We start from the raw sequence: 22,121 nt of genomic DNA on the forward strand, positions 1-22,121 counted from the left end.
TCAGAACTTGTAGGTCGCGGCTAGCGTGATTTGCCGCTCAACGCCGGGGGCAACCCATAGCTCGTTGTACGAACTGGCGTAGTAGCGCTTGTCAAACAGGTTGTCGACGGTGAGAGAGAGACGCAGCGCGCGCGTCGGCTGCACGTAGCCATGCAGGCGCACGGTGGTGTACGCAGGCAGCTTGAAGCCGTTGTCGACACTGTTACCGGCGCGCTCGCCCACGTAGACCACGCCGCCGCCTGCGCCCGCGCGGCCCAACGCGCCGGCGCCAAACTCATACAGGCCCAGCACGCTGGCGCTATGGCGTGGAATGTTCGACAGCGGCGCGCCCGACGGCAGCACCGTATCGGCGGTGACATGGGCATCGGTATAGGCATACGTGGCCAGCATCTTGACGTTCGTCGTCACCTGCCCCGACACATCGAGCTCGACACCGCGGCTGCGCACCGCACCCGCCGTGCGCTGGAACGTCGGGTCACGCTGATCGCCCGTCAGCACATTCGTCTTGTCGATTGAATAGAGCGCCAGCGTGCCGCCAAGCCGGCCATCGGCGGTTTCCAGCTTGGCGCCCACCTCGTAGCCGCGCCCGCGCTCCGGCGCGAATGCGTTGCCCTGCGCACCCACGCCCGTGTTGGGCCGGAACGAACGCGACGTATTGGCGTACAGCGACAGCGTCTGCACGGGCTGATACACGATGCCGATGCGCGGGCTATAGGCCGTCTGCTGTTGCGCGACGCGCGTGTTTGTCAGGCGGTTGTCGGCGTGTTGCAGGAAGCGATCCATGCGTACGCCAGCCAGCAGCTTCCATTGCGGGGACAGTGCAATCTGGTCCTGCACGAACGCACCGAAACCGCGCTGTGTCTCGCGCGTGCTGGTGGTGAGCCGCATGCTGGGGCGCGGCTGCCCATAAACCGGGTCGAAGATATCGATGGCATACGGCGCGGCGGCGCTTGGGTTGGCACGATATAGCACCGGGTCGTAGCGGAAGTTGTAGAAATCGGCGCCGGCCACCAGCGTGTGCTTGATCGCGCCGGTGTGCACATCGCCTTGCACATCGACGCGCCCCGCGAGGTCGTTGGCGTGGTAGTCGCGTTCGCGGGCCTGGCGCCACAGGGTGCGGCCATCCGCTTGCAGGCTCGCCGCATCCGACGACTTGCCAAACAGATCCGACGATCGATACTGCAGCCCGCCATTGAGCTTCCAGCCGCTGTTCAATTGGTGCTCGACCGTCAGCTGATGGCTTTGCGTGCGCACGGTCGTATCTCCATCGCCTGGTTCCCCCAGAAAGCGCGACGGCGGCAGCGCGCCCAACTGCTTGTTGATGGCCACGATGCCTCGGTCGAACGGCGTCTTCAGTTGCGCCGCCTCGAACGCATACGTCACGACGGTGTCGTCCGTCGCCAACCACGTGAACGACGGGGCGACGACGTATCGCCGGCTCGACGAGAAATCGCGAAAGCTCTGGTTGCTCTCCGCCGCCACGCCCAATCGATAGGCAAAGCGCTCGGACAGCGGGCCCGTCATCTCCGTCGCGAGCCGGTATCGACCATGGTTGCCCACCGCCAGCGTGATCTCGCGCGAGGGCTTGAACTGCGGCGTGCGCGTGACGATGTTGACGATGCCGCCCGGGTCGCTGCGCCCATACAGCGCCGCCGATGGCCCCTTGAGCACATCGATGCGCGCAATGTTGACGGCATCCACCGGCACGCTGTTGGCGCGATTGGCCGAAAAACCGTTAACGAGGTAATCCGAGCCAGTGTTGAGATCGCCAGCAAAACCGCGGATGGCAAAATTGTCAGCCATGCCGCCCAGATTGTTCTGTCGGCTGATCCCGCTGACCCAGTCCAGCGCCGTGTCCAGACGTGTTGCGCCAAAGTCATCGAGCGCGCCGCGCGTGACGACGCCCACCGACTGCGGCACATCTTTGAGCGGCGTATCCGTCAGCGTGCCGGAACTCGCCCGCCGCACGCGCAAACGTTCGTCGCTTGCCAAGCCACGCACAATCGATTCCTCCAGCGCAAACGTTGGGGCGGTCTCTGCGGTGCTCATGTTTGATGCACCGCACAAAACCACGCCCGCAATGCTCCATCTAGCATGCGAGGGGATGGAACGTCGTCTACGCTGCATAGCAATACTCAATGCGTGAAAAACGGTCACGCTATCGAAATTGCAATTGAGTTGCAACAACAGGATGGCTCGACGCGACATTCCGCCGCCTGCCGCTAAGCCAATGCTCATGATCGAGCAAGGCTTCAGGGTCGGTCCGCCTGCGAAAAAGTTCGGGTAAGCTCCACATCGTTCAACAAAAAACGACCCGCGCGCCTCCTTTATGCCTCGTGCACCGCGCGCATCACGACGAGGAGAACACGATGCACATCGGCATCCCGCAGGAGACGCGGGCGGACGAGACGCGCGTTGCCGCGACCCCAGAGACGGTGAAAAAGTACGTCGCGCTTGGCCACCAGGTGACGGTGCAATCGGGTGCCGGCGTGGCCGCTGCCCAGCCCGACGAGGCCTACGTGGCCGCTGGCGCCAAGATCGGCACGGCAGCCGAAGCGCTGGGCGCGCAGATCGTGCTCAAGGTGCGCTCGCCAGAGCCGGCGGAGCTGGCGCAGATGCAGCCGGGCGCGGTGCTCATCGGCATGCTCAACCCGTTTGATGACGAGAACACGGCCCGGCTGGCCGCCGCCAACGTCACCGCGTTCGCACTGGAAGCGGCGCCGCGCACCACGCGCGCGCAAAGCATGGACGTGCTTTCCTCGCAGGCGAACATCGCCGGCTATAAGGCGGTGATGGTGGCGGCCAACCACTACCAGCGCTTCATGCCGATGCTGATGACCGCCGCCGGCACAGTGAAGGCCGCGCGCGTGCTCATCCTCGGCGCCGGTGTGGCGGGCCTGCAGGCGATTGCCACCGCCAAGCGCCTGGGCGCCGTGATCGAAGCGTCCGACGTGCGCCCTGCCGTGAAGGAGCAAATTGAATCGCTGGGCGCCAAGTTCCTCGACGTGCCCTTCCTGACGGACGAAGAACGCGAAATCGCCCAGGGCGTGGGCGGCTACGCCCGGCCGATGCCTCCTGACTGGATGCGCCGCCAGGCGGAACTCGTACACACGCGCGCAACGCAGGCCGACATCGTCATCACGACGGCGCTGATCCCCGGCCGACGCGCGCCGACGCTGCTGTCCGAAGCCACCGTGCAGGCGATGAAGCCGGGCTCGGTGGTGGTCGACCTGGCCGCCGCGCAGGGCGGCAACTGCCCGTTGACCGAAGCCGATCGCGTGGTCGTCAAACACGGCGTCACGCTGGTGGGCTACACCAATCTCGCGTCGATGGTGGCAGCTGATGCCTCCGCCCTCTACGCCCGCAACGTGCTCGATTTCCTCAAGCTGATCGTCGACAAGGACGGCGGCCTGGTCATCAACCGCGAAGACGATATCGTGGCCGCCTGCCTGCTCAGTCAAGGCGGCCAGGTAGTGCGCGCGCCCGCCGCCACGAGCGCCGCCAAATAACAACGGAGACGGCGGCCCGGCAGGTGTCACATCCCGGCTTGGCCGCCAGTGGCGATTTCATCTTTTGTTTCAAGGAAAGCTTCATGCAACGCAACATGCTTCGCGCCAAGCTGCACCGCGCGACGGTCACCCAGGCCGATCTGGATTACGAAGGCTCATGCGGCATCGACGAGGATCTCCTCGACGCCGCCGACATGCGCGAGTACGAAAAGATCGAGCTGTACAACGTCAACAACGGCGAGCGCTTCTCGACCTACATCATCAAGGGCAAGCGCGGCTCGGGCGAAATCTCGCTCAACGGCGCCGCGGCACGCCGCGCCCACGTGGGCGATCTGCTGATTATCTGCACCTACGCGCCGATGAACGAAGAGGAAGTCGCCAGCTACAAACCCAAGGTCGTGCTGCTGGGCGAGGGCAACAAGATCAAGGAAATCAAGGCAATCTGACCGCCGGCGGCGGCGCCCACGGGTGCCGCCGACCGCCCCCGAACGCAAAAAATCGCACAAGCAAGCGGGTAAGAGGAGAAGCAAGATGGAGCTGGTCAATCACACGGTGATCAACCTGATCATCTTCGTGCTGGCGATCTACGTCGGCTACCACGTGGTCTGGACGGTCACCCCGGCGCTGCATACGCCGCTGATGGCCGTAACCAACGCCATCTCGGCCATCATCATCGTCGGTGCGATGCTGGCGGCGGGTCTCACGCAGACTGGGCTGGGCCGTACGATGGGCGTGGTCGCAGTGGCGCTGGCGGCGGTGAATGTGTTTGGCGGCTTCCTGGTCACGCAGCGCATGCTGGAGATGTTCAAGAAGAAAGAGCCCAAGGCCAAGGCCGGTAACGGGGAGACCAAGCAATGAGCATGAACCTCGTCACCCTGCTGTATCTGCTGGCGTCGGTGTGCTTCATCCAGGCGCTCAAGGGCTTGTCGCATCCGACCACGGCGCGGCGCGGCAACGCGTTCGGCATGACCGGCATGGCGATTGCCGCCGTCACGACGATTGCGCTCATCGTCAAACTCAAGTCCGAGATGTTTGCTGGCACCGAAAGCGGCACGTCGACCGGCTTCATCCTGATCTTCGCGGGCCTGGTAGTCGGCGGCGGCATCGGCGCCTACGTGGCACGCACGGTCGAAATGACCAAGATGCCGGAACTGGTGGCAGCGATGCACTCGCTGATCGGCTTGGCGGCGGTGTGCATTGCCGTGGCGGCCGTGGCCGAGCCTGACGCGTTCGGCATCACCATGGCCGGTGACAATGTGCTGCCGCTGGGCAACCGCGTGGAGCTGTTCATCGGCACGTTCGTGGGCGCCATTACGTTCTCCGGTTCGGTGATCGCCTTCGGCAAGCTGTCGGGCAAGTACAAGTTCCGTCTGTTCCAGGGCGCGCCGGTGCAGTTTGCCGGCCAGCACATGCTGAACCTGCTGCTGGCGGTGGCCATGCTGGGCTTCGGCATCCTGTTCTTCCTGACGCAAAGCTGGCTGCCGTTCATCATCATGACGGCCATCGCCTTTGTGCTGGGCGTGCTGATCATCATCCCGATCGGCGGGGCTGACATGCCGGTGGTGGTGTCAATGCTGAACTCGTACTCGGGCTGGGCGGCGGCGGGCATCGGCTTCTCGCTGAACAACCCGATGCTGATCATCGCGGGCTCGCTGGTGGGTTCATCCGGTGCAATTCTGTCTTACATCATGTGCAAGGCGATGAACCGGTCGTTCTTCAACGTGATCCTGGGCGGCTTTGGCTCGGAAGCCTCCGCCGGCGCAGCAGCTGGTGGCGGTGGGCAGCAGCGCCCGGTCAAATCGGGCTCGCCGGATGACGCCGCCTTCCTCATGGGCAACGCGGAGACGGTCATCATCGTCCCGGGCTACGGCCTGGCCGTGGCGCGTGCCCAGCATGCCCTGAAGGAGTTGACCGAAAAACTGTCGGACAAGGGCGTGACGGTCAAATACGCCATCCACCCCGTCGCCGGCCGCATGCCGGGCCACATGAACGTGCTGCTGGCCGAAGCCGAAGTGCCGTACGACCAGGTCTTCGAGATGGAAGACATCAACGGCGAATTCGGCCAGGCCGACGTGGTGCTGGTGCTGGGCGCCAATGACGTGGTCAACCCGGCGGCCAAGAACGATCCGAAGTCGCCCATTGCCGGCATGCCCATCCTGGAGGCCTACAAGGCCAAGACGATCATCGTCAACAAACGCTCCATGAACGCCGGCTACGCGGGGCTGGACAACGAGCTCTTCTACATGGACAAGACCATGATGGTGTTCGGCGACGCCAAGAAGGTCGTCGAAGATATGGTGAAATCCGTCGACTAAGGCGGTGTGCTGACGGCCATCAACCCACCGCCACATCCGCATCGTTCCGCTTGCCCCCGGCGGCGCCAGGCAGTAACTTAGTGCAATCAGGTAGCGCCAGCCGAGCCGGCCGGGCGCTGCCACCGCCCTCCTCCCGATTTTTCCCGACGTATGCAACAGGACAGCGCCCTGCCGGTCTATTTCCACCCCACCCTGACCGTGGTGGTCGACGACAGTCAATCGTTTGTGGAAAGCCTCGGGTTCCAGATGGACCCGTCGCGTGCGCTGCTCGCCTTCAATGACCCGGAAGAGGCGCTGGCGTGGCTGCGCCAGTGGCATTCACTGCGCATGCCCGGTTTTTTGCCGGTGCGCGTTACCCACGACGACCTGACGTTCTCTACCGAGCGCCGCACCATCCAGCTCGACGTCGACCGCATTTACCGCCAGATCCACGAGGTCAATCGCTTCCTGCAGCCGTCCGTCATCGTCGTCGACTACTCCATGCCGCGCATGAACGGGCTGGAGTTCTGCGCCAAGCTCAAAGACTTGCCCTGCATGACCATCCTGCTCACCGGCATGGCCGATGAGAACATCGCCGTGCAAGGCTTCAACGACGGCCTGATCGACCGCTACATCAAGAAAGACCACCCCGCCATGGCGGAGCGGCTGAGCGCGGAGATCGAAGCGCTGCAGATGCGCTACTTCAGCAACCTGTCGAGCACGTTGCGTGACCTGCTGTCGCGCCACTCGTTCAGCTTCCTGTCGGACCCGGCTGTCACCAAGCTCGTGCGCGAGCTCTCGGCGCGGTATCGCTTCATCGAGTACTACCTGTACCCGCACCCGGCCGGCGTGCTGTTGCTCACAGCAGATGGGCGCGCCACGCTGATGGTCATCGAGACCAACGCGAGCATGCTCACACACCTGGAAAACGCCGAGGCCTACAACGCGCCGCAAGCGCTGCTCAAGGGGCTGCGGGACAAACAGATCGTTCCGTTCTTCTGGCCGGGCGACGGCATGTACACCCCGGCCTGCGTGGAGTGGGAACAGTATTGCCTGCCAGCCGAAGTCTGCCAGGGGCGCGAGCCGTACTACTACGCGCTGTTCGACATGCCCAGCCATCTGCTGCCGGCACAGATCTATAGCTACACGCAGTTTCTCGCCAACTACAAACAGGATCCGGACGCACTCACCGGCCGCAAGTTGCGCTGAAGACCACGCAACCCAGTCCCTGTTGTGCTGCGGGGTTCTACGTTGTGTGGGCTATCTTGGACAAGTACAATCGTTTGAATCACCCGGCTGCCATGACGTCAGAGCATGGACCGGCTGAATCGCCCTGATGCATGCGTGGCTTTGCTACGGCATCATGGCGGTCGAGGGTGCCGACGACATACGATACGGCGCCCCGGATGCATTACTGTGCGGGATTCTCCTTGAAAGACGATTTGGGATGCAGCAGCGGGCCACGCGTAGTCAAGACGGCGCGTGTTGCGGATATCAGGGGAGTGCATCGCTCCAATTTGTTCGCGGTTGCACGATTCCCGTTGCCACGCTGTTGATCTGAGGAATGCCGAAACGCGAAGGCGCATCGCCCTTGCGACGGCCAACCTCCTTCCCCGATCTTCTCGAAGCGGGTTTGGGCGAGAGACGCCCGGGCCGCGCCCAGCGCGCGGCCAGCGGACGGCTTCAGGCCTGCTTTCACGACTGATGCGGCAGCATGCCCGGCGGTGTCGGCGGGGCGCGCTGTGTTCGCGGTATCCGGCGTTGCGGCGCGATTCCGGATGCGCGGTTGTTGGAGAGAGCGTCCCATTTGGCAGACGTTTCCCCTGAAGTCTCCGGCAAATTCGCACCGTGTACTCACCTAACCAAATCGATCCGGCAGTCAGCTTCCGCAACTCCCAGGGTCAACAGGTCCGCGGCACCATCATCACGTTGCAGCGACGTGCCCTGGTGATGGAGATCTACAACCCGTACTCGATCGTGCAGGTCAGCGAGGTTCTGTCCGATCTCGCCATCAAGATCGGTACGCGCCAGGTCTATCTTGGCAAGGCCGTGGTGATCAGCCTGGTCAACACCGGCCTGACCGCCGTCGTGTCGCTCACGCTCATCGACGAATGGCGCGAGTTGTCAGAGGTGGCGGACACGCCCGCGTCGGTGGGCGAAGAAGCGCGAACGTTCGTGCGGGAATGGCAGGAGCGCTTCCGCATCCACCGCGAGTACCAGATCGTCATCAACGAAATGCGCGCCTTCCTGGCAGAGGTCTCGCGCTGGATCGAGCAGGTCGACTTGTCAAAGTCTTTGCCGCGGGAAGATAGCAAGCTGCGGCCCGATGTCTTCATGGAACTGGCCGAGCCCGTCATGTTGCGGGTCAAGCATTACCTGGACATCCTTGAAGGCGAAGCCGCCGAGATCGAGCCCAACCTGGCACCTTCCCATCGCGGCTTCGCGCAAAGCGCGCTGCATCCGCTGCTACTGCGCTCGCCGTTCGTACACCGCACGTTCACCAAGCCCCTGGGCTATGCGGGCGACTACGAAATGGTCAACCAGATTCTGGGCGACCCGCAGGATGGTCCCAGCACGTATTTCCAGATCGTCAACGTCACGTTCCTGAAGGCGCAGGTTGCGCAAGCGCACCGCAATCGCATCGACATCCTGGTGAACTTTCTCAAAGAGCTCGCAATGCGGGCCAAGGCCGAAGGGCGCCCGTACCGCGTCATGAATCTCGGCTGTGGCCCGGCCGTGGAGGTTCAGCGCTTTCTGCGTGAATTCGAAGAACCCCACCTGCTCGAATTCGAGTTGATCGACTTCAGCCAGGAAACGCTGGACTACGCGCAAGCCCGGCTGACCGAAGCCGCCAAGCAGGCAGGTGCCAAACTGTCGGCGCAGTTCATTCACCAATCGGTGCACGAACTCATCAAGCGTCCCGCACGCCGCGCCGAAGAAGTTCGCGATTGCGATGCCGTCTATTGCGCAGGGCTGTTCGACTACATTTCGGACAAGGTCTGCAACCGGCTGCTGACCTATTTCACGACACGCACCCGTCCCGGAGGACGCATCCTGGCCACCAACGTACATTCGAGCAACCCGGAGCGACTCTTCACCATGGAACACCTGCTCGAGTGGTATCTCATCTATCGGGATGAACAGCAGCTCGCCGCGACATTCCCCGAAGAAGCATGCCGCGATACCAAGGCCTACGTCGACGCGACCGGCGTCAACGTGTTCTGCGAGGCGACGGTGATCTAGATGGCCCAGAGCGCAAGTGATCCCTTAAAGAGCGCGTTCTACAGCGCCGAGCGAGAAGGCTTCCGGCTGTCGTTCAGCCGAACCACCGCGCTCGTCGGTATCGTTCTGGTGCTGATGGGCGCCGGCCTGGACTACAACACCTACCCGGCCAACCTCAAGCCGTTCTTCCTGGCGCGCGTCTTTGTTTCGCTGCTGATCTTCGTTGTCTATCTGGTCCTGCCAACCCGGTGGGGACGGCAGCGGCTGTCGTATCTGACCCTGCTCTGGCTGTGTTTTCCCCAGATCATGATCGCGTGGATGATCTCCGCCACGCAGGGCGCGCACTCGATCTATGCGACGGGGCTGCACCTGGCTGTCTTTGCGGCCGGCAGCGTGCTGCCGTTCAATACCAAGCAGACCATCGGCTTCGGGCTCATCACCTATACGCTGTACCTGCTGGCCTGCCTGATTCACGATCCAGCCAGCGTGGCCGGCAGCACGTTCTTCGTGAATTCGCAGTTCCTGATCTTCACCTCGACGCTGGGGGTCTTCTGCACGTACTTTAACGAGCGCAGCCGGTTCGAGCTCTTCAAGCTCAAGGAAGAAGTGGCCGACAAGAACAGCCAGCTTGAAAACACCAACAGCAGTCTGGTTGAAATCAAGGGCCAGCTTCTGCAGCAGGAAAAGATGGCCGCCATCGGCACGCTCTCCGCTGGCCTGCTGCATGAGATCAACAACCCGGTCAACTTCTGCCTCATGGCGATTTCCGTGGCACAGGAAGACCCTGCCGCAAAAACCAGCCCAATGCTGGCGGAATGCCTGATCGATGCCAAGGAAGGCATGCAGCGCGTGCAGCACATCGTGTCCGACCTCAAAACCTTCGCGTACCGCAGCCCTGAAAAGGGCGAAGCCGATGCCCCGTTCCTGGTGGAAAAGGCTGTGGATTCGGCCGTGCGCCTGACGAGCCACGAACTGCGCGGCGTCAACCTCGAGCGAAAGCTGCCGGCCGATACGCTGGTACGCGGTGACGAAGCGGCCATCATTGGCGTGCTGATCAACCTGCTGTCGAATGCGGCGCTGGCCATGCAGAAGGCGCAGCGCCCAAACCCGCGCATCGAGATCGCCGCCGACTGGATCGACAACCGCCTGCACGTGGTGGTGACTGACAATGGCCCTGGCATCGCCGAGAAGAACCTCTCGCGCGTGTTCGAGCCGTTCTTCACCACGCGTGATGTCGGCAAGGGCCTGGGGCTCGGCCTGTCGATCAGCTACAGCGTGATCCAGCGCCACGGCGGCACGCTTGCCGTGACCAGCCAGGAAGGCGAATGGGCGCGCTTCACCTTCGACCTGCCGCGCGCGGAGTAAAACGCACCATGAACGCCACGCCGGACACCGTCACCATCCTCTACGTCGACGACGAAGCGCAGGCCTGCAAGTGGTTCGCGCGCACGATCGGCGCCGGCTACGAGGTGTTGACCGCCAACAGCGTCGACGAAGCCAAGGCCGTGCTGCACGATGCGCACGAGCGCATCAGCGTGGTCCTGACTGACTTCCGCATGCCTGGCGGCGACGGGACCGAGTTGCTGCGCTTCATCGATGCCGAGTACGGCGATATCGCCACCATCCTCGTCACTGCGTATGCCGATAAGGACCTGCTGATCCAGGCCGTCAACACCGGGCGCGTGTTCAAGATCCTAGAGAAGCCCTATCAGCCCGAAGATGTGCGGCGTTCGCTGCAGGAGGCGCTGGCGCTGCGGCAAGACCGCCTGCTGCGCACGCAGCGCTTGATGGCCATCGACGAAACGCTGGCCTTTCTCGCGCACGAACTGAACACGCCGTTGGCGGCGATCTCCAACTTTGCACGCGGCATCCGCATGCGTGTGGACCAGACCGAACCGACACCCGGCGCACTGCCCGAGATTGGCCGCGCGGCAGACCGCGTGCAGGACAACGCGCGCTACTGCCTCTCGGTGATCGCCACGTTCCTCAATTCGGTGCGCAATACCTATGGCAAGCCGGGCACGGCCGCCACGCCCAATAGCGCCGACGGGTTGATCCGCTCGCTGTTTGATACCTACCCGTTCACGAACGCTCAACGTGAATGGGTGTCGTACCGTGTGGAGCAGGATTTTCCGATCCCGACCCTGCCCAACTGCGTGATGCTGGTGCTTTCATCGCTGACAAGCAATGCGCTGCACGCCCTGCGCCACACCAGCGCCCCGCGGCTGGAGATTGTCGCCGGCAACGCACCGGAAGCGACGGGCGCGCGGCACATGATCCGCATCGAGGACAACGGCCCCGGTATCGCCCCCGACGTTCTCGGGCGATTGACCATCGACCCCGTGACCACGCGCGCCGAGGAAGGCGGCAACGGCATGGGCATGATTTTTTGTACGCGGATCATGCAATCGTTCGGGGGAGCGATTGCCATTGAATCCGCCCCCAGCGCAGGCACGCGCGTGACTTTGACGTTCCCATGACAACACCATCAACAACACGAACCACGCCGCACCGGATCCGCGCGTTTGCTGCATTTGCTATGAGGAGTGATGGATGACCAATCCCGGGGGCAATGAGCCCACTAACCCGCCCAAGATTCTGTATGTGGACGACGAGACATTGGCGCTGACCTACTTCGGCCGTGCCATCGGTTCACTGGCGCCGGTCGTCACCGCCACCTCGGTCGAAGAAGGCAAGCGCATGCTCGACGAGCACGCCGCCACGCTGGGCGTGCTGGTGTCTGACCAGCGCATGCCGGGTGAGCTCGGCAACGAACTGCTGCGCTATGCACGCGAGCGCTATCCGCACCTGGTGCGTATCCTCACCACCGCGTATTCGGAAATCGAAGACACGGTGGAGGCGGTCAACCAGGGGCAGATTCACCGCTACATCAAGAAGCCGTGGGACATCACGGCGCTGCGCGTAGAGCTGAAGCAGGCGCTGGAGTTTTCTGACCTGCGCCGCGAGCGCGACGCCCTGCTGCGCGAGAAGATGACCGTGCGCCAGAGCCAGACGCTCACGCACCGCATCGGCGCGCTGCAGACGCTGTACTTGGCGGTGTCGGGGCTGTCGTCGTTCAGCGCGGTCAACGATTACCTGCGCGCGGCCGCTGCTGTGGGCTTAAGCACGCTCGAACAGCCCGACTGGGCGATGAAGGACTACACCGAACTCGTCGGCGAAGAGAGCCTGCGCACCGGCGAATTCAGCCAGGCAGTACGGCAGGCGTATCAAGACTTGTCGTCGCGCTTTGACGGCAAACCCGCCGCGCAGGCGCTTGACGTGCTGGCCGAGGTGCTGAACGGCAAAGTTTCGCTAGCCGGCACGGATGCCGCAGCGGTGGTCGACTTGGGCACGCTCACGGAATACCTGCAGGCGGCATCCACCCACAAGGTGTCGGAGCCGCACGCCAAATGGCTGGCATTCCTGCTATGGCTGGACGGTAAGGGCTGGTCCATCAAGGCGGAGCGCGACGGAGCCGCCGTCAAGCTGCGCCTGCTCGACAATCAGACGCAGCTCACTCCGGACCAGCTCGCTGGCTGGATGGAGCATTTCCAGGAGCAGCAGGCAGCCTGAGCCGTTCTGCCGCTGACTTTCAACGCAACGCCGGAGCCTACGCTTCGGCGTTGTCGTTTGAGGCGTCACCCTTTGCCGGGCGATCGGGCCGATCGCGCATGCCGCCCTTCACCATTTCGAAGCGGAACAGACGGCATTCAATGTTGCCGTTGTAAAGCGGCGTGCGCTGCGATTCCTTCAGCCGCATGCGGCGCGGCATCGACAGATCGCCGGTGAAAACGAATGCCTTCCAGCCCGAAAACTCACGCTTGAGCGTGCCCGCAAAGGCCTGCGCGAATTCGTTGGCCTTGGCTTCTTCCTCTGGATCGATTGGGGGCGGCGGCTCAGGCTGACGCAGCTCACGCATCGGGCGGCGACCATCGTCACGCGGGGCACCCATTGCACGGCTGGCGCGCTCGAACACGGTGCCGTCATCCTCACCCTCGCCCTCAGGCCGGCGGCGGCGCGAACCCTGCGCGCCACGCACGGCGATACGCTCGCCATACGGTGGGTTCATCAGCAGCACGCCGGGCACATCGAACGGCGGCTTGCCGAAGCGTGCGTCCACCTGCTTGAGCATCGGCTCGCCCGGCAGACCAGCACGCTGCCAGTTGGCGGCGGCATAGGCCAGCATGTCAGTGGAAATGTCAGCACCCGCCACCAGCGGCGGTGTGCGGCGCATGGACGCAGCAGCCGCGTCGGTAGCCGCCTCGCGCAGGCGCTTGAAGCATTTGGCGTCGTGGTCAATCAACCACTCGCACGCGAAAGCACGCTTGCTGCCGGGTGCAATACCCAAGGCACGCTGCGCAGCTTCGACAAGGAACGTGCCGCTGCCGCACATCGGGTCGTAGAACGGTTCTCCCTTCGCGCCCGTCCAGCCAGTCAGGCGAAGAATGCCTGCCGCGAGATTTTCCTTCAGCGGCGCCTCGCCCTTCTCTTCGCGCCAGCCACGCTTGAAGAGCGGCTCGCCGGTGGTGTCGAGGTAGATCGTGCAATCGGTCTCGGTCAGGTACGCGTAAATGCGCACGTCGGGCGAGACGGTATCGACGCTGGGGCGTGCGCCCATGCGCTGGCGGAAGCGATCGCACACACCGTCCTTCACGCGCAGGCCGACAAACTTCAGGCTCTGCAGCGGCGATTTGTGCGCGGTCACATCCACGCGGATCATCTCGTCCGGCGTGAAATGGTCTTCCCAGCGCTGCGCGGCTGCCAGCGCATAGATGTCGTCTTCCGAGCGATACCCGCGCGAAGCCAGGCGCATCAACACGCGGCTAGCGATGCGGCTGTGCAGGTTGACGGCATACGCCGCGCCCTGCGTACCGAAGAAGTGCACGCCACCCGGCACGGTGCGGCCCACCTCGAACGCGGCCAGCTCATCCACCTCGGGGCGGATCGAGATTTCGGCCAGTTCATCGGCCAGCGCCTGTTCCAGCCCACGGGGGCACGGCGCGAAGTATGCAGTTGCCATCGGAAAACAAATTAGTTAGAGAGCGCTGCAAAATGAAGCGAAGCGGTTCTGACGGTTCAACGCCGACGCAGACAGTACAAGTCGTACGGCAAGGAGGGGTTGGGCCGTCAGAATCATTTTGCTGTGGTCTCAGAACGGCTTCACGACCACCAGGATCGTAATCGCCAGCAACAACAGCACCGGCAGTTCATTGAAATAGCGGTAGAAGGCGTGCGAGCGCTTGTTGGCACCCGCTTCGAATTTGCGCAGCAGCACACCGCAGCCATGGTGGTAGCCGATCGTCACCAGCACCAGCGCGAGCTTGGCGTGCATCCAGCCGTTCGGCGGATACATGCCGATGCGGTAACCAAAGAGCAGCCAAGCCCCAAGCAGGATCGCAACGATCGCCAGCATGGTCGTGAAACGAAACAGCTTGCGCGCCATGATCAGCAGGCGCGTGATGGCGGCGCGCTCGGTTTCCACCGCCAGGTTGACGAAGATGCGCGGCAGGTAGAACAAGCCGGCAAACCACGACGCGATAAAAACGATGTGAAAGGCTTTGACCCAGAGCATGTTGTTCTCGTTAGAAGCAATGCGCGCCGCTCGTGGCGGCGCGCTGGTGGTAGTGCCAAATTAGGTGCGAACCTCGCCGTGCCCGAACACGACGTACTTGAGCGAGGTCAGCCCCTCCAGCCCGACCGGCCCGCGCGCGTGCAGCTTGTCATTGGAGATGCCGATCTCCGCGCCTAGGCCGTACTCGAAACCATCGGCAAAGCGCGTCGATGCGTTGATCATCACGCTGGCTGAATCGACTTCGCGCAGGAAGCGCATGCCGGTCGAGTAGTTCTCGGTGATGATCGAATCGGTGTGCGCCGAGCCGTAGGTGTTGATGTGCTCGATGGCGGCGTCCAGGCCGTCCACCGTGCGGATCGACAGGATCGGCGCGAGGTATTCGGTGTGCCAGTCGGCTTCGACAGCATCTTTCAGGTTGCCGAAGCCGGCGGCTTCCAGCGTGGCACGCGTGGCCGGGCAGACGCGCAACTCCACACCCTTGTCCTGGTAGATCTTCACCAGCGGCGGCAATGCGCGCGCAGCAATGTCGCGCGACACGAGCAGCGTCTCCATCGTGTTGCACGGCGCATAGCGTTGTGTCTTGGCGTTGTCGCACACGCGCACGGCCTTCTCGATGTCGGCATCGGCGTCGATGTAGACGTGGCAGATGCCGTCCAGATGCTTGATCATCGGCACACGCGCTTCTTCCATCAGACGGGCGATCAGGCTCTTGCCGCCGCGCGGCACGATCACGTCAACGTACTCCGTCATGGTGATGAGCTTGCCGACGGCAGCGCGGTCCGTGGTGGCCACCACCTGCACCGCGTTGGCGGGCAATCCGGCATCGGCCAGCCCTTCTTCGATGAGCGCCGCCAGCGCGCCATTCGATTCGATCGCTTCGGAGCCACCGCGCAGGATGGTCGCATTGCCCGACTTAATGCACAGCGCCGCGGCATCGACCGTCACGTTGGGACGCGACTCATAGATGATGCCGATCACGCCCAGCGGCACGCGCATCTGGCCGACCTGGATGCCGGTCGGGCGGAACTTCATGTTGCTGATCTCTCCGATCGGGTCCGCTAGCGCGGCGATCTGCTCCAGGCCGGCAGCCATGGTGTCGATGGCGCGGTCGGTGAGCGTAAGGCGATCGATGAAGGCGGCGTCCTGGCCGTTGGCGCGGGCGCGTTCGACGTCGCGGGCGTTGATTTCCTTGAGCTTGGCGGCATCGCGGCGGATGGCGGCAGCGATGTGCAGCAGCGCACGGTTCTTCTGCGCGGTGCCGGCGCGCGCCATGCCGCGCGAGGCTTCACGCGCCTGACGGCCAACCAGGGCCATGTATTCGTTCACGTCGAGCTGCTTCATGATGATCGCGGCCGGCGAGCTGCCGGCAAATTCAATGTGAGGACTATTCGGGGTCTGATGGCCAACGGTTGGCGCGGGTTGGTCAGGCTGGAACCGGGAGACTGCCCGGCCGCGCAATGCGCATCGCCAGTTGCAGCAAGCCATCCCACGGCTCGGCCGGCAGCGATGGTTCACGCAAGCCTTTGACCTGCCGATCCAGCTTGGCGGCCATAGCCAATGCGCCTTCCAGCTCACGCTGCGACAGCCGCTGCGCCGCCTGCGGCACCAGCCGTTCGCGCGGGCCCCAGACCCGCAGTTCGCGCAGCATCGAGGCCACTGGCTTGCCTTGGGCCACGCCCGAGGCGATTTTTGATAATACGCGAATTTCTTCGGTCAACGTCCAGAGCACCAGCACCGTGGCCTCGCCCTCGCCGCGCAGCCCTTCGAGCATGCGTACCAGGCGCGGTACATCGCCGGCGAGCATGGCTTCGGACAGCTTGAACACGTCGTAGCGCGCCACGTTGAGCACCGCATCGTGCACATCGTCAAACATCAGCACGCCTGGCGGATGCAGCAGGCCGAGTTTCTGGATTTCCTGATGCGCGGCCAGCAAGTTGCCTTCCACGCGGTCGGCGATGAATTGCAGGGCGCGACGGCCGGGCTCTCCGGGTTCCACGCGCTGCTGCTGACGGGCGAGACGCTCGCCGATCCAGCCGGGCAGCTTGGTGCGGTCGACCGAATCGACCTTGATCGACACACCCGCGCCTTCCAGCGCGGCAAACCACGCCGACTTGGCGGTGGCGAAATCCAGCCGCGGCAAGGTGATCAGCGTGATGGTGTCGGTCGCGGGGCCGGACGGTGTGCCCGCCGCCAACGCACGCAGGGCCTCGCCGCCTTCCTTGCCGGGCTTGCCGGACGGAATGCGCAGCTCAACGATCTTGCGATCGCCGAACAGCGACATCGACTGCTGCGCCTCCGTTACCTTCGACCACGAAAAGCCGCGCTCAACGCTCATCACCTCGCGCTCGGTAAAGCCCTGTGCGCGTGCGGCCTGGCGCAGTGCATCGACGGCCTCCAGCACGAGCAGGTGCTCGTCGCCATGCACCACGTACAGCGGCGCCAACCCCTTGGCAGCGGCCTGTTTGAGATGCCCTTCGAGCGCGTCGAGCCGCAGTTGCATGGTCAGCTTGCCGCTTACGACGGCAGCTTCACGGCAGCCAGACGCCGCACGAGCTGGTTAATCGTGTCGCCCTGCATGTCGCGGTAGAGCGCCGCTTCTTCGTAGTCCTTCGCCAGCACCTGCGTTTCGTTGTACGAGAGATCGCGGAACTGCGTGATCTCCGACGGCGGAATCAGCAGGTTGTCGTGCGCATCGCGCAACTGGAAGCGGAAGCGGTACGTGATGCGGTACTCGCGCACCACGCCCTGCGGCGTGAGCGATGAGATGGTCTTCACGCGGTCTTCAGCCAGCACGTCGAGCAGCGCATCGGCGTCTTTCTTGTCCGACACGATGACGGTGTCGGAGCCATTGTCGATCAGCCGACGCAGCTGCGCGCGCATCAGCGAGTTCTGCGGCAGGTTGATGTACAGCCGCTTGAAGGCGAAGTCATTGTTGCCGCGCAGATGGAAGCCGCAAGCGGATAGCACCGGCAAAGCGGCAGCCAAGACGACAATCGAGCGGCCAAAGCGACGACGGGACAACGACATAACCATACGTTCCTTGAGTGGGCGGCCCTTAGGCCACCACGTTCACCAGACGGCCCGGCACCACGATGATCTTCTTGGGCGGCTTGCCTTCAGCATATTTCTGGACGGCTTCGTCCTTGGCGGCAATGGCTTCGATGGCCGCGCGATCGGCATCGGCCGGCACGACGATGCTGCCGCGCACCTTGCCGTTGACCTGCAGCACGAGCTCGATCTCGCTCTGCACCAGCGCACTTTCGTCGACCTGCGGCCACGAGGCGTCGAGCAAGTCGCCGTAGGCGCCGGCATAGCCCAGCTCCGTCCACAGCACGTGGGTGATGTGCGGCACCACCGGGTACAACACACGCAGCAGGATGCCCAGGCCTTCGCGGCGCGCATCGGCACCGGCATCCTTGGCGCCTTCCAGCGCGTTGAGCATCTTCATCGTCGCCGAAACGACGGTGTTGTACTGCAGGCGCTCGTAGTCGTAGTTGGCTTGCTTGAGCACGGTGTACAGCTCGCGGCGCAGCGCGCGGTCAGCATCCGTGGCACCCGCGACGGCACCGTTGCCATGACCGGCGCGGATGGCATCGCCATGCGCGACACCGAAGTTCCACAGGCGACGCAGGAAGCGCGAGGCGCCTTCCACGCCGGCATCGTTCCACTCAAGCTGCTGCTCGGGCGGCGCGGCGAACATCGTGAACAGGCGTGCGGTATCAGCGCCGTACTGGTCGATCAGCGCTTGCGGGTCGATGCCGTTGTTCTTCGACTTCGACATCTTCTCCACACCGCCGATCACCACCGGCTGGCCGTCGGCCTTGAGCGTGGCGCCGACCGGGCGGCCGCGCTCATCAGTCTGCACGTCGACGTCGGCCGGGTTGATCCACTGCTTCTTGCCTGATGCGTCTTCGCGGTAGTACGTCTCGTTGAGCACCATGCCCTGCGTGAGCAGGTTGGTGAACGGCTCGTCGAATTTGACCAGGCCGAGGTCACGCATGACCTTGGTCCAGAAGCGCGCGTACAGCAGGTGCAGGATCGCGTGCTCGATGCCGCCGATGTACTGGTCCATCGGCATCCAGTAATCGTTGCGGGCGTCGACCATGGTGGCGCCGTCCGGGCACGTATAGCGCATGTAGTACCAGCACGAATCGATGAAGGTATCCATCGTGTCGGTCTCGCGGCGCGCGGGCTTGCCGCACGACGGGCACGTGCACTCCAGGAAGCGCGGGTCCTTGTTGAGCGGGTTGCCCGTGCCGTCCGGCACGAGGTCTTCGGGCAGGCGCACCGGCAGGTCTTGCTCCGGCACCGGCACGACGCCGCAGCTGTCGCAATGGATCAGCGGGATCGGCGTGCCCCAGTAGCGCTGGCGGCTGATACCCCAGTCGCGCAGGCGCCAGGTGGTCTTCTTCTCGCCGAGGCCCTGTGCAGCCAGGTCAGCAGCAACGGCATCGACCGCCTGCTTGTAATTCAGGCCGTCGTACTTGCCGCTGTGGAACAGCACGCCGTGTTCCTTGTCGGCGTACCACTCGGCCCAGGTGGTCGTGTCGTAGGGCTGGCCCTTCACGTCGATCACTTGCTTGATCGGCAGGCCGTACTTGTTGGCGAAGGCGAAATCGCGTTCGTCGTGCGCAGGCACGCCCATCACGGCGCCATCGCCGTAGGTCATCAGCACGTAGTTGCCGACCCACACCGGCACGGATTCGCCCGTGATCGGGTGCGTGACCGCCAGGCCGGTCGGCATGCCCTTCTTTTCCATGGTCGCCATGTCGGCTTCCATGACGCTGCCGTGCTTGCATTCGTCGATGAACGCGGCGAGTGCGGGATTCGTCTGCGCGGCATGCGTGGCGATCGGGTGCTCGGCAGCCACGGCGCAGAAGGTCACGCCCATGATGGTGTCGGCGCGCGTGGTGAAGACGTACAGCTTGCCGTCGTTGATCACCTTGCCGTCGTCGCCGGGGATGCTGTGCGGGAACGCAAAGCGCACGCCTTCGCTCTTGCCGATCCAGTTCTGCTGCATCAGCTTGACGCGCTCGGGCCAGCCCAGCGGGTTCAAGTCGGACAGCAATTCCTCCGCATACTCGGTGATGCGCAGGTAGTACATCGGGATCTCGCGCTTTTCCACCACCGCGCCCGAGCGCCAGCCGCGCCCGTCGATCACCTGCTCGTTGGCGAGCACGGTCTGGTCGACCGGGTCCCAGTTCACGGTGCCGGTCTTGCGGTAAGCGATGCCCTTCTCGAGCATCTTCAGGAACAGCCACTGGTTCCAGCGGTAGTAGTCCGGATCGCACGTGGCGACCTCACGCGACCAGTCGATCGCCAGGCCCATCGACTGCATCTGCTTCTTCATGTAAGCGATGTTGTCGTAGGTCCAGGCAGCAGGCGCCACGCCGTTGTTGAGCGCCGCGTTTTCCGCCGGCATGCCGAAGGCGTCCCAGCCCATCGGCATCAGCACGTTGTACCCCTTCATGCGCAGCTGACGCGTCATCACGTCATTGATCGTGTAGTTGCGCACGTGGCCCATGTGCAGCTTGCCCGACGGATACGGCAGCATCGAGCAGGCGTAGAACTTGGGCTTGTCCGAGCCGTCAGCGGCGCGCGCGTGTTCGGTCACGCGGTAGGCGTCAGTTGCCTGCCAGTGTTGCTGCGCCTGCTGTTCGACGTCGGACGGGGAGTATTTCTCTTGCATGGTGACGGTACGCCCGGGGTGCCTCGGGCGATTGCAGCCTCGCGCAGCGCGCGCGGCCGGATTGAATAACGGAAAAGGCCCGATTATACCGTCGCCACCCACCCCATCCGGGCGATGGCGACGCTGCAAAAAAAGGCGCCGGACAGGCCTGCCGGCGCGCTTTCCTGCCCTGCCGGCTTACAGGCCGAGCACGTCGTTCATGTCGTACAGGCCCTTCTTGCCTGCCACGTACACCGCAGCGCGCACGGCGCCTTCGGCATACGACTGGCGCGTGTTGGAACGATGCGTGATCTCGATGCGCTCGCCGTCGCCGGCAAACAGCACGGTGTGGTCGCCCACGATATCGCCGCCACGCACGGTGGCAAAGCCGATGGTGCCCAGCTCGCGCGGGCCGGTTTCGCCCTCGCGCGCATAGACGGCGCGATCGGCCAGCTTGGTGCCCTGCGCTTCTGCAACAACCTCACCCATCTTGAGCGCGGTGCCCGACGGTGCATCGATCTTGTGCTTGTGGTGCGCCTCGATGATCTCCACGTCGTAGCCTTGCGCCAGGATCTTGGCGGCCACTTCGATCAGCTTGAAGGTGGCGTTCACGCCCACGCTCATATTGGGCGCCCAGACCACGCCGATCGACTCGCCGTAGGTCTTGAAGCTGGCCTTCTGCTCGGCGGTGAAGCCGGTCGTGCCGATCACCACGGCGGTGCCCAGTTCGCGGGCGATGTTCAGGTGATTGATCGTCGCGTCCGGGCGGGTGAAATCGATCAATACATCGGCCTGCGACAGGCCCGCGCGCACGTCATCTGTAACGATTACGCCGGTGACCTTGCCCAGTTTGGCGCCCGCGTCCTGCCCTACGGCTTCGCTGCCGGGGCGGTCCAGCGCAGCGCCCAGTGTCACGCCGGACGTGCGCAGTACGGTGTCGATCAGCATTTGGCCCATGCGGCCCGAAGCACCTGCAATCGCGATTTTCATGTTGGTCGATACAAAAGAGAGGCGGTCTGTAAAACGCATAAGCGGCGGAACCCGTCCGCCGCTCGCTCGAAGATGGTGTGCCGATGCGCTGGCTACGTGCGCTCAGGGCGAGGTCGTTGCCGGTGGCGGAACGCTGGTGTCGGTGCCGCCACCGCCGGTGCGGCGTTCGGGCAATGGCACGTCCATGTTGTTCTTCGAGCCGGTGGTCGACTGCACACGGTCGCTCACTTCGGCCGACGGAATCGACGGTGCGCGCGATGCCGGAGCAGCGCCTGCAGCGGCGGCGGCAGCTGCGGCGTCCTTCTTCGGGCGTTTGATGCCGTCGATTTCGGCGATCAGCTCCGACTCGGATGGCAGGTCGTCCGCGCCCACCCACTTGGCGAGGCGATCGCCATCAAACCACACGGTCAGCTTGCGCTCCTGCACCACGCTCGCGTTGCCGCGCTTGAACGAGAAGATGTAGTCCCAGCGGTTGGCGTGGAACATGTCCGTCAGCAATGGCGTGCCAAGGACGAAGCGCACTTGATCACGCGTCATGCCTTCCTTGAGTTGCGCCGCCTGTTCGCGCGACACGAAGTTGCCCTGCACGATATCGATGCGATACGGCGTGATGGCATTGGCGATCTTGCGCGTGGTGCTGTCGTAGGTGCCGCATCCAGCCAGCAGCGCCGACACCGCCAGCATGGCCCCGACCAAAAGGCCGCCACGACGGGCTGCATGGGCAACAACAGGGGCACAACGGACAGGACTGCGCGCAAAGGAAAAGGTCATGAGCGATCGGCCTTCAAACGGTTCCGGAGTGACCCGGTACAGGGGGAATCGGCGACGGCCCAGGCACATCGAGCAGGCCCGTCAATGGGACTTTT

At 63.9% G+C, this 22,121-nt stretch carries 18 protein-coding genes; 9 read left to right on the forward strand and 9 right to left on the reverse strand.

Annotated features, from left to right (window positions below):
* Nucleotides 1-2,049, reverse strand: a complete 2,049-nt coding sequence (locus tag ACN9M1_RS12885) for a TonB-dependent siderophore receptor (protein ID WP_426394920.1) — start codon at nucleotides 2,047-2,049, stop codon at nucleotides 1-3.
* 320 nt (nucleotides 2,050-2,369) lie between these two features.
* Between ACN9M1_RS12885 and ACN9M1_RS12890 the strand changes: the two genes are divergently transcribed.
* The 9 genes from ACN9M1_RS12890 (at nucleotide 2,370) to ACN9M1_RS12930 (ending at nucleotide 12,598) form a co-directional block, all read left to right on the forward strand.
* Nucleotides 2,370-3,509 (forward strand): Re/Si-specific NAD(P)(+) transhydrogenase subunit alpha, encoded by a 1,140-nt coding sequence (locus ACN9M1_RS12890; RefSeq protein WP_426394922.1) that lies wholly within the window; start codon nucleotides 2,370-2,372, stop codon nucleotides 3,507-3,509.
* An 83-nt stretch (nucleotides 3,510-3,592) separates the two neighbouring features.
* The gene (panD, locus tag ACN9M1_RS12895; RefSeq protein ID WP_063391875.1) at nucleotides 3,593-3,955 is read left to right on the forward strand and encodes an aspartate 1-decarboxylase; all 363 of its coding nucleotides are present in this window, start codon (nucleotides 3,593-3,595) and stop codon (nucleotides 3,953-3,955) included.
* A gap of 85 nt (nucleotides 3,956-4,040) precedes the next feature.
* Nucleotides 4,041-4,367, forward strand: coding sequence for an NAD(P) transhydrogenase subunit alpha (locus ACN9M1_RS12900; protein ID WP_426394924.1), 327 nt, complete (start codon nucleotides 4,041-4,043; stop codon nucleotides 4,365-4,367).
* Nucleotides 4,364-5,824, forward strand: a complete 1,461-nt coding sequence (locus tag ACN9M1_RS12905) for an NAD(P)(+) transhydrogenase (Re/Si-specific) subunit beta (RefSeq protein WP_426394926.1) — start codon at nucleotides 4,364-4,366, stop codon at nucleotides 5,822-5,824. Before ACN9M1_RS12900 ends, ACN9M1_RS12905 begins: the two co-directional genes overlap by 4 nt.
* A gap of 150 nt (nucleotides 5,825-5,974) precedes the next feature.
* A complete protein-coding gene (locus ACN9M1_RS12910) occupies nucleotides 5,975-7,012 on the forward strand; it encodes a response regulator (RefSeq protein WP_426394928.1) in 1,038 nt (345 codons plus the stop codon).
* A 639-nt stretch (nucleotides 7,013-7,651) separates the two neighbouring features.
* Nucleotides 7,652-9,046, forward strand: coding sequence for a class I SAM-dependent methyltransferase (locus ACN9M1_RS12915; protein ID WP_426394930.1), 1,395 nt, complete (start codon nucleotides 7,652-7,654; stop codon nucleotides 9,044-9,046).
* Nucleotides 9,047-10,390 (forward strand): sensor histidine kinase, encoded by a 1,344-nt coding sequence (locus tag ACN9M1_RS12920; RefSeq protein ID WP_426394932.1) that lies wholly within the window; start codon nucleotides 9,047-9,049, stop codon nucleotides 10,388-10,390.
* Between the two features lie 8 nt (nucleotides 10,391-10,398).
* A complete protein-coding gene (gene phcR / locus ACN9M1_RS12925) occupies nucleotides 10,399-11,505 on the forward strand; it encodes a two-component system hybrid sensor histidine kinase/response regulator PhcR (RefSeq protein WP_426394934.1) in 1,107 nt (368 codons plus the stop codon).
* 73 nt (nucleotides 11,506-11,578) lie between these two features.
* Nucleotides 11,579-12,598, forward strand: a complete 1,020-nt coding sequence (locus ACN9M1_RS12930) for a response regulator (protein WP_426394935.1) — start codon at nucleotides 11,579-11,581, stop codon at nucleotides 12,596-12,598.
* Nucleotides 12,599-12,635: 37 nt separating this feature from the next.
* On the opposite strand, the gene ACN9M1_RS12935 is transcribed toward ACN9M1_RS12930, so the two are convergent.
* The 8 genes from ACN9M1_RS12935 to ACN9M1_RS12970 all read right to left on the reverse strand — a co-directional run bounded on the left by ACN9M1_RS12935 (nucleotide 12,636) and on the right by ACN9M1_RS12970 (nucleotide 22,026).
* Nucleotides 12,636-14,045, reverse strand: coding sequence for a THUMP domain-containing class I SAM-dependent RNA methyltransferase (locus ACN9M1_RS12935; protein ID WP_426394937.1), 1,410 nt, complete (start codon nucleotides 14,043-14,045; stop codon nucleotides 12,636-12,638).
* Nucleotides 14,046-14,174: 129 nt separating this feature from the next.
* Nucleotides 14,175-14,597: a CopD family protein gene (locus ACN9M1_RS12940; protein WP_426394939.1), complete on the reverse strand. Its 423-nt coding sequence runs from the start codon at nucleotides 14,595-14,597 to the stop codon at nucleotides 14,175-14,177.
* Between the two features lie 60 nt (nucleotides 14,598-14,657).
* A complete protein-coding gene (locus ACN9M1_RS12945) occupies nucleotides 14,658-15,938 on the reverse strand; it encodes a glutamate-5-semialdehyde dehydrogenase (RefSeq protein ID WP_426394941.1) in 1,281 nt (426 codons plus the stop codon).
* A gap of 82 nt (nucleotides 15,939-16,020) precedes the next feature.
* Nucleotides 16,021-17,097 carry a DNA polymerase III subunit delta gene (gene holA, locus ACN9M1_RS12950; RefSeq protein ID WP_426394943.1) on the reverse strand — a complete coding sequence of 359 codons (1,077 nt, stop codon included), beginning with the start codon at nucleotides 17,095-17,097 and terminating at the stop codon, nucleotides 16,021-16,023.
* Nucleotides 17,098-17,111: 14 nt separating this feature from the next.
* Nucleotides 17,112-17,630, reverse strand: coding sequence for an LPS assembly lipoprotein LptE (gene lptE / locus ACN9M1_RS12955; protein WP_426394944.1), 519 nt, complete (start codon nucleotides 17,628-17,630; stop codon nucleotides 17,112-17,114).
* A gap of 22 nt (nucleotides 17,631-17,652) precedes the next feature.
* Nucleotides 17,653-20,286, reverse strand: coding sequence for a leucine--tRNA ligase (leuS, locus tag ACN9M1_RS12960; protein WP_426394946.1), 2,634 nt, complete (start codon nucleotides 20,284-20,286; stop codon nucleotides 17,653-17,655).
* 177 nt (nucleotides 20,287-20,463) lie between these two features.
* Nucleotides 20,464-21,255 (reverse strand): 4-hydroxy-tetrahydrodipicolinate reductase, encoded by a 792-nt coding sequence (gene dapB / locus ACN9M1_RS12965; protein ID WP_426394948.1) that lies wholly within the window; start codon nucleotides 21,253-21,255, stop codon nucleotides 20,464-20,466.
* A gap of 102 nt (nucleotides 21,256-21,357) precedes the next feature.
* Nucleotides 21,358-22,026, reverse strand: coding sequence for an outer membrane protein assembly factor BamE (locus tag ACN9M1_RS12970; RefSeq protein ID WP_426394950.1), 669 nt, complete (start codon nucleotides 22,024-22,026; stop codon nucleotides 21,358-21,360).
* Between the last annotated feature and the right edge of the window lie 95 nt (nucleotides 22,027-22,121).

This window comes from Ralstonia sp. R-29 (genome assembly GCF_049913345.1).
Taxonomy (GTDB): domain Bacteria; phylum Pseudomonadota; class Gammaproteobacteria; order Burkholderiales; family Burkholderiaceae; genus Ralstonia.

Coding starts and splice junctions, on each gene's coding strand:
- holA (WP_426394943.1), bottom strand. CDS start 17,097: ATGCAACTGCGGCTCGACGCGCTCGAAGGGCATCTCAAACAGGCCGCT.
- ACN9M1_RS12900 (WP_426394924.1), top strand. CDS start 4,041: ATGGAGCTGGTCAATCACACGGTGATCAACCTGATCATCTTCGTGCTG.
- dapB (WP_426394948.1), bottom strand. CDS start 21,255: ATGAAAATCGCGATTGCAGGTGCTTCGGGCCGCATGGGCCAAATGCTG.
- phcR (WP_426394934.1), top strand. CDS start 10,399: ATGAACGCCACGCCGGACACCGTCACCATCCTCTACGTCGACGACGAA.
- ACN9M1_RS12945 (WP_426394941.1), bottom strand. CDS start 15,938: ATGAAGCAGCTCGACGTGAACGAATACATGGCCCTGGTTGGCCGTCAG.
- ACN9M1_RS12940 (WP_426394939.1), bottom strand. CDS start 14,597: ATGCTCTGGGTCAAAGCCTTTCACATCGTTTTTATCGCGTCGTGGTTT.
- ACN9M1_RS12930 (WP_426394935.1), top strand. CDS start 11,579: ATGACCAATCCCGGGGGCAATGAGCCCACTAACCCGCCCAAGATTCTG.
- ACN9M1_RS12920 (WP_426394932.1), top strand. CDS start 9,047: ATGGCCCAGAGCGCAAGTGATCCCTTAAAGAGCGCGTTCTACAGCGCC.
- ACN9M1_RS12885 (WP_426394920.1), bottom strand. CDS start 2,049: ATGAGCACCGCAGAGACCGCCCCAACGTTTGCGCTGGAGGAATCGATT.
- ACN9M1_RS12890 (WP_426394922.1), top strand. CDS start 2,370: ATGCACATCGGCATCCCGCAGGAGACGCGGGCGGACGAGACGCGCGTT.
- ACN9M1_RS12935 (WP_426394937.1), bottom strand. CDS start 14,045: ATGGCAACTGCATACTTCGCGCCGTGCCCCCGTGGGCTGGAACAGGCG.
- ACN9M1_RS12970 (WP_426394950.1), bottom strand. CDS start 22,026: ATGACCTTTTCCTTTGCGCGCAGTCCTGTCCGTTGTGCCCCTGTTGTT.
- lptE (WP_426394944.1), bottom strand. CDS start 17,630: ATGGTTATGTCGTTGTCCCGTCGTCGCTTTGGCCGCTCGATTGTCGTC.
- ACN9M1_RS12910 (WP_426394928.1), top strand. CDS start 5,975: ATGCAACAGGACAGCGCCCTGCCGGTCTATTTCCACCCCACCCTGACC.
- ACN9M1_RS12905 (WP_426394926.1), top strand. CDS start 4,364: ATGAGCATGAACCTCGTCACCCTGCTGTATCTGCTGGCGTCGGTGTGC.
- panD (WP_063391875.1), top strand. CDS start 3,593: ATGCAACGCAACATGCTTCGCGCCAAGCTGCACCGCGCGACGGTCACC.
- leuS (WP_426394946.1), bottom strand. CDS start 20,286: ATGCAAGAGAAATACTCCCCGTCCGACGTCGAACAGCAGGCGCAGCAA.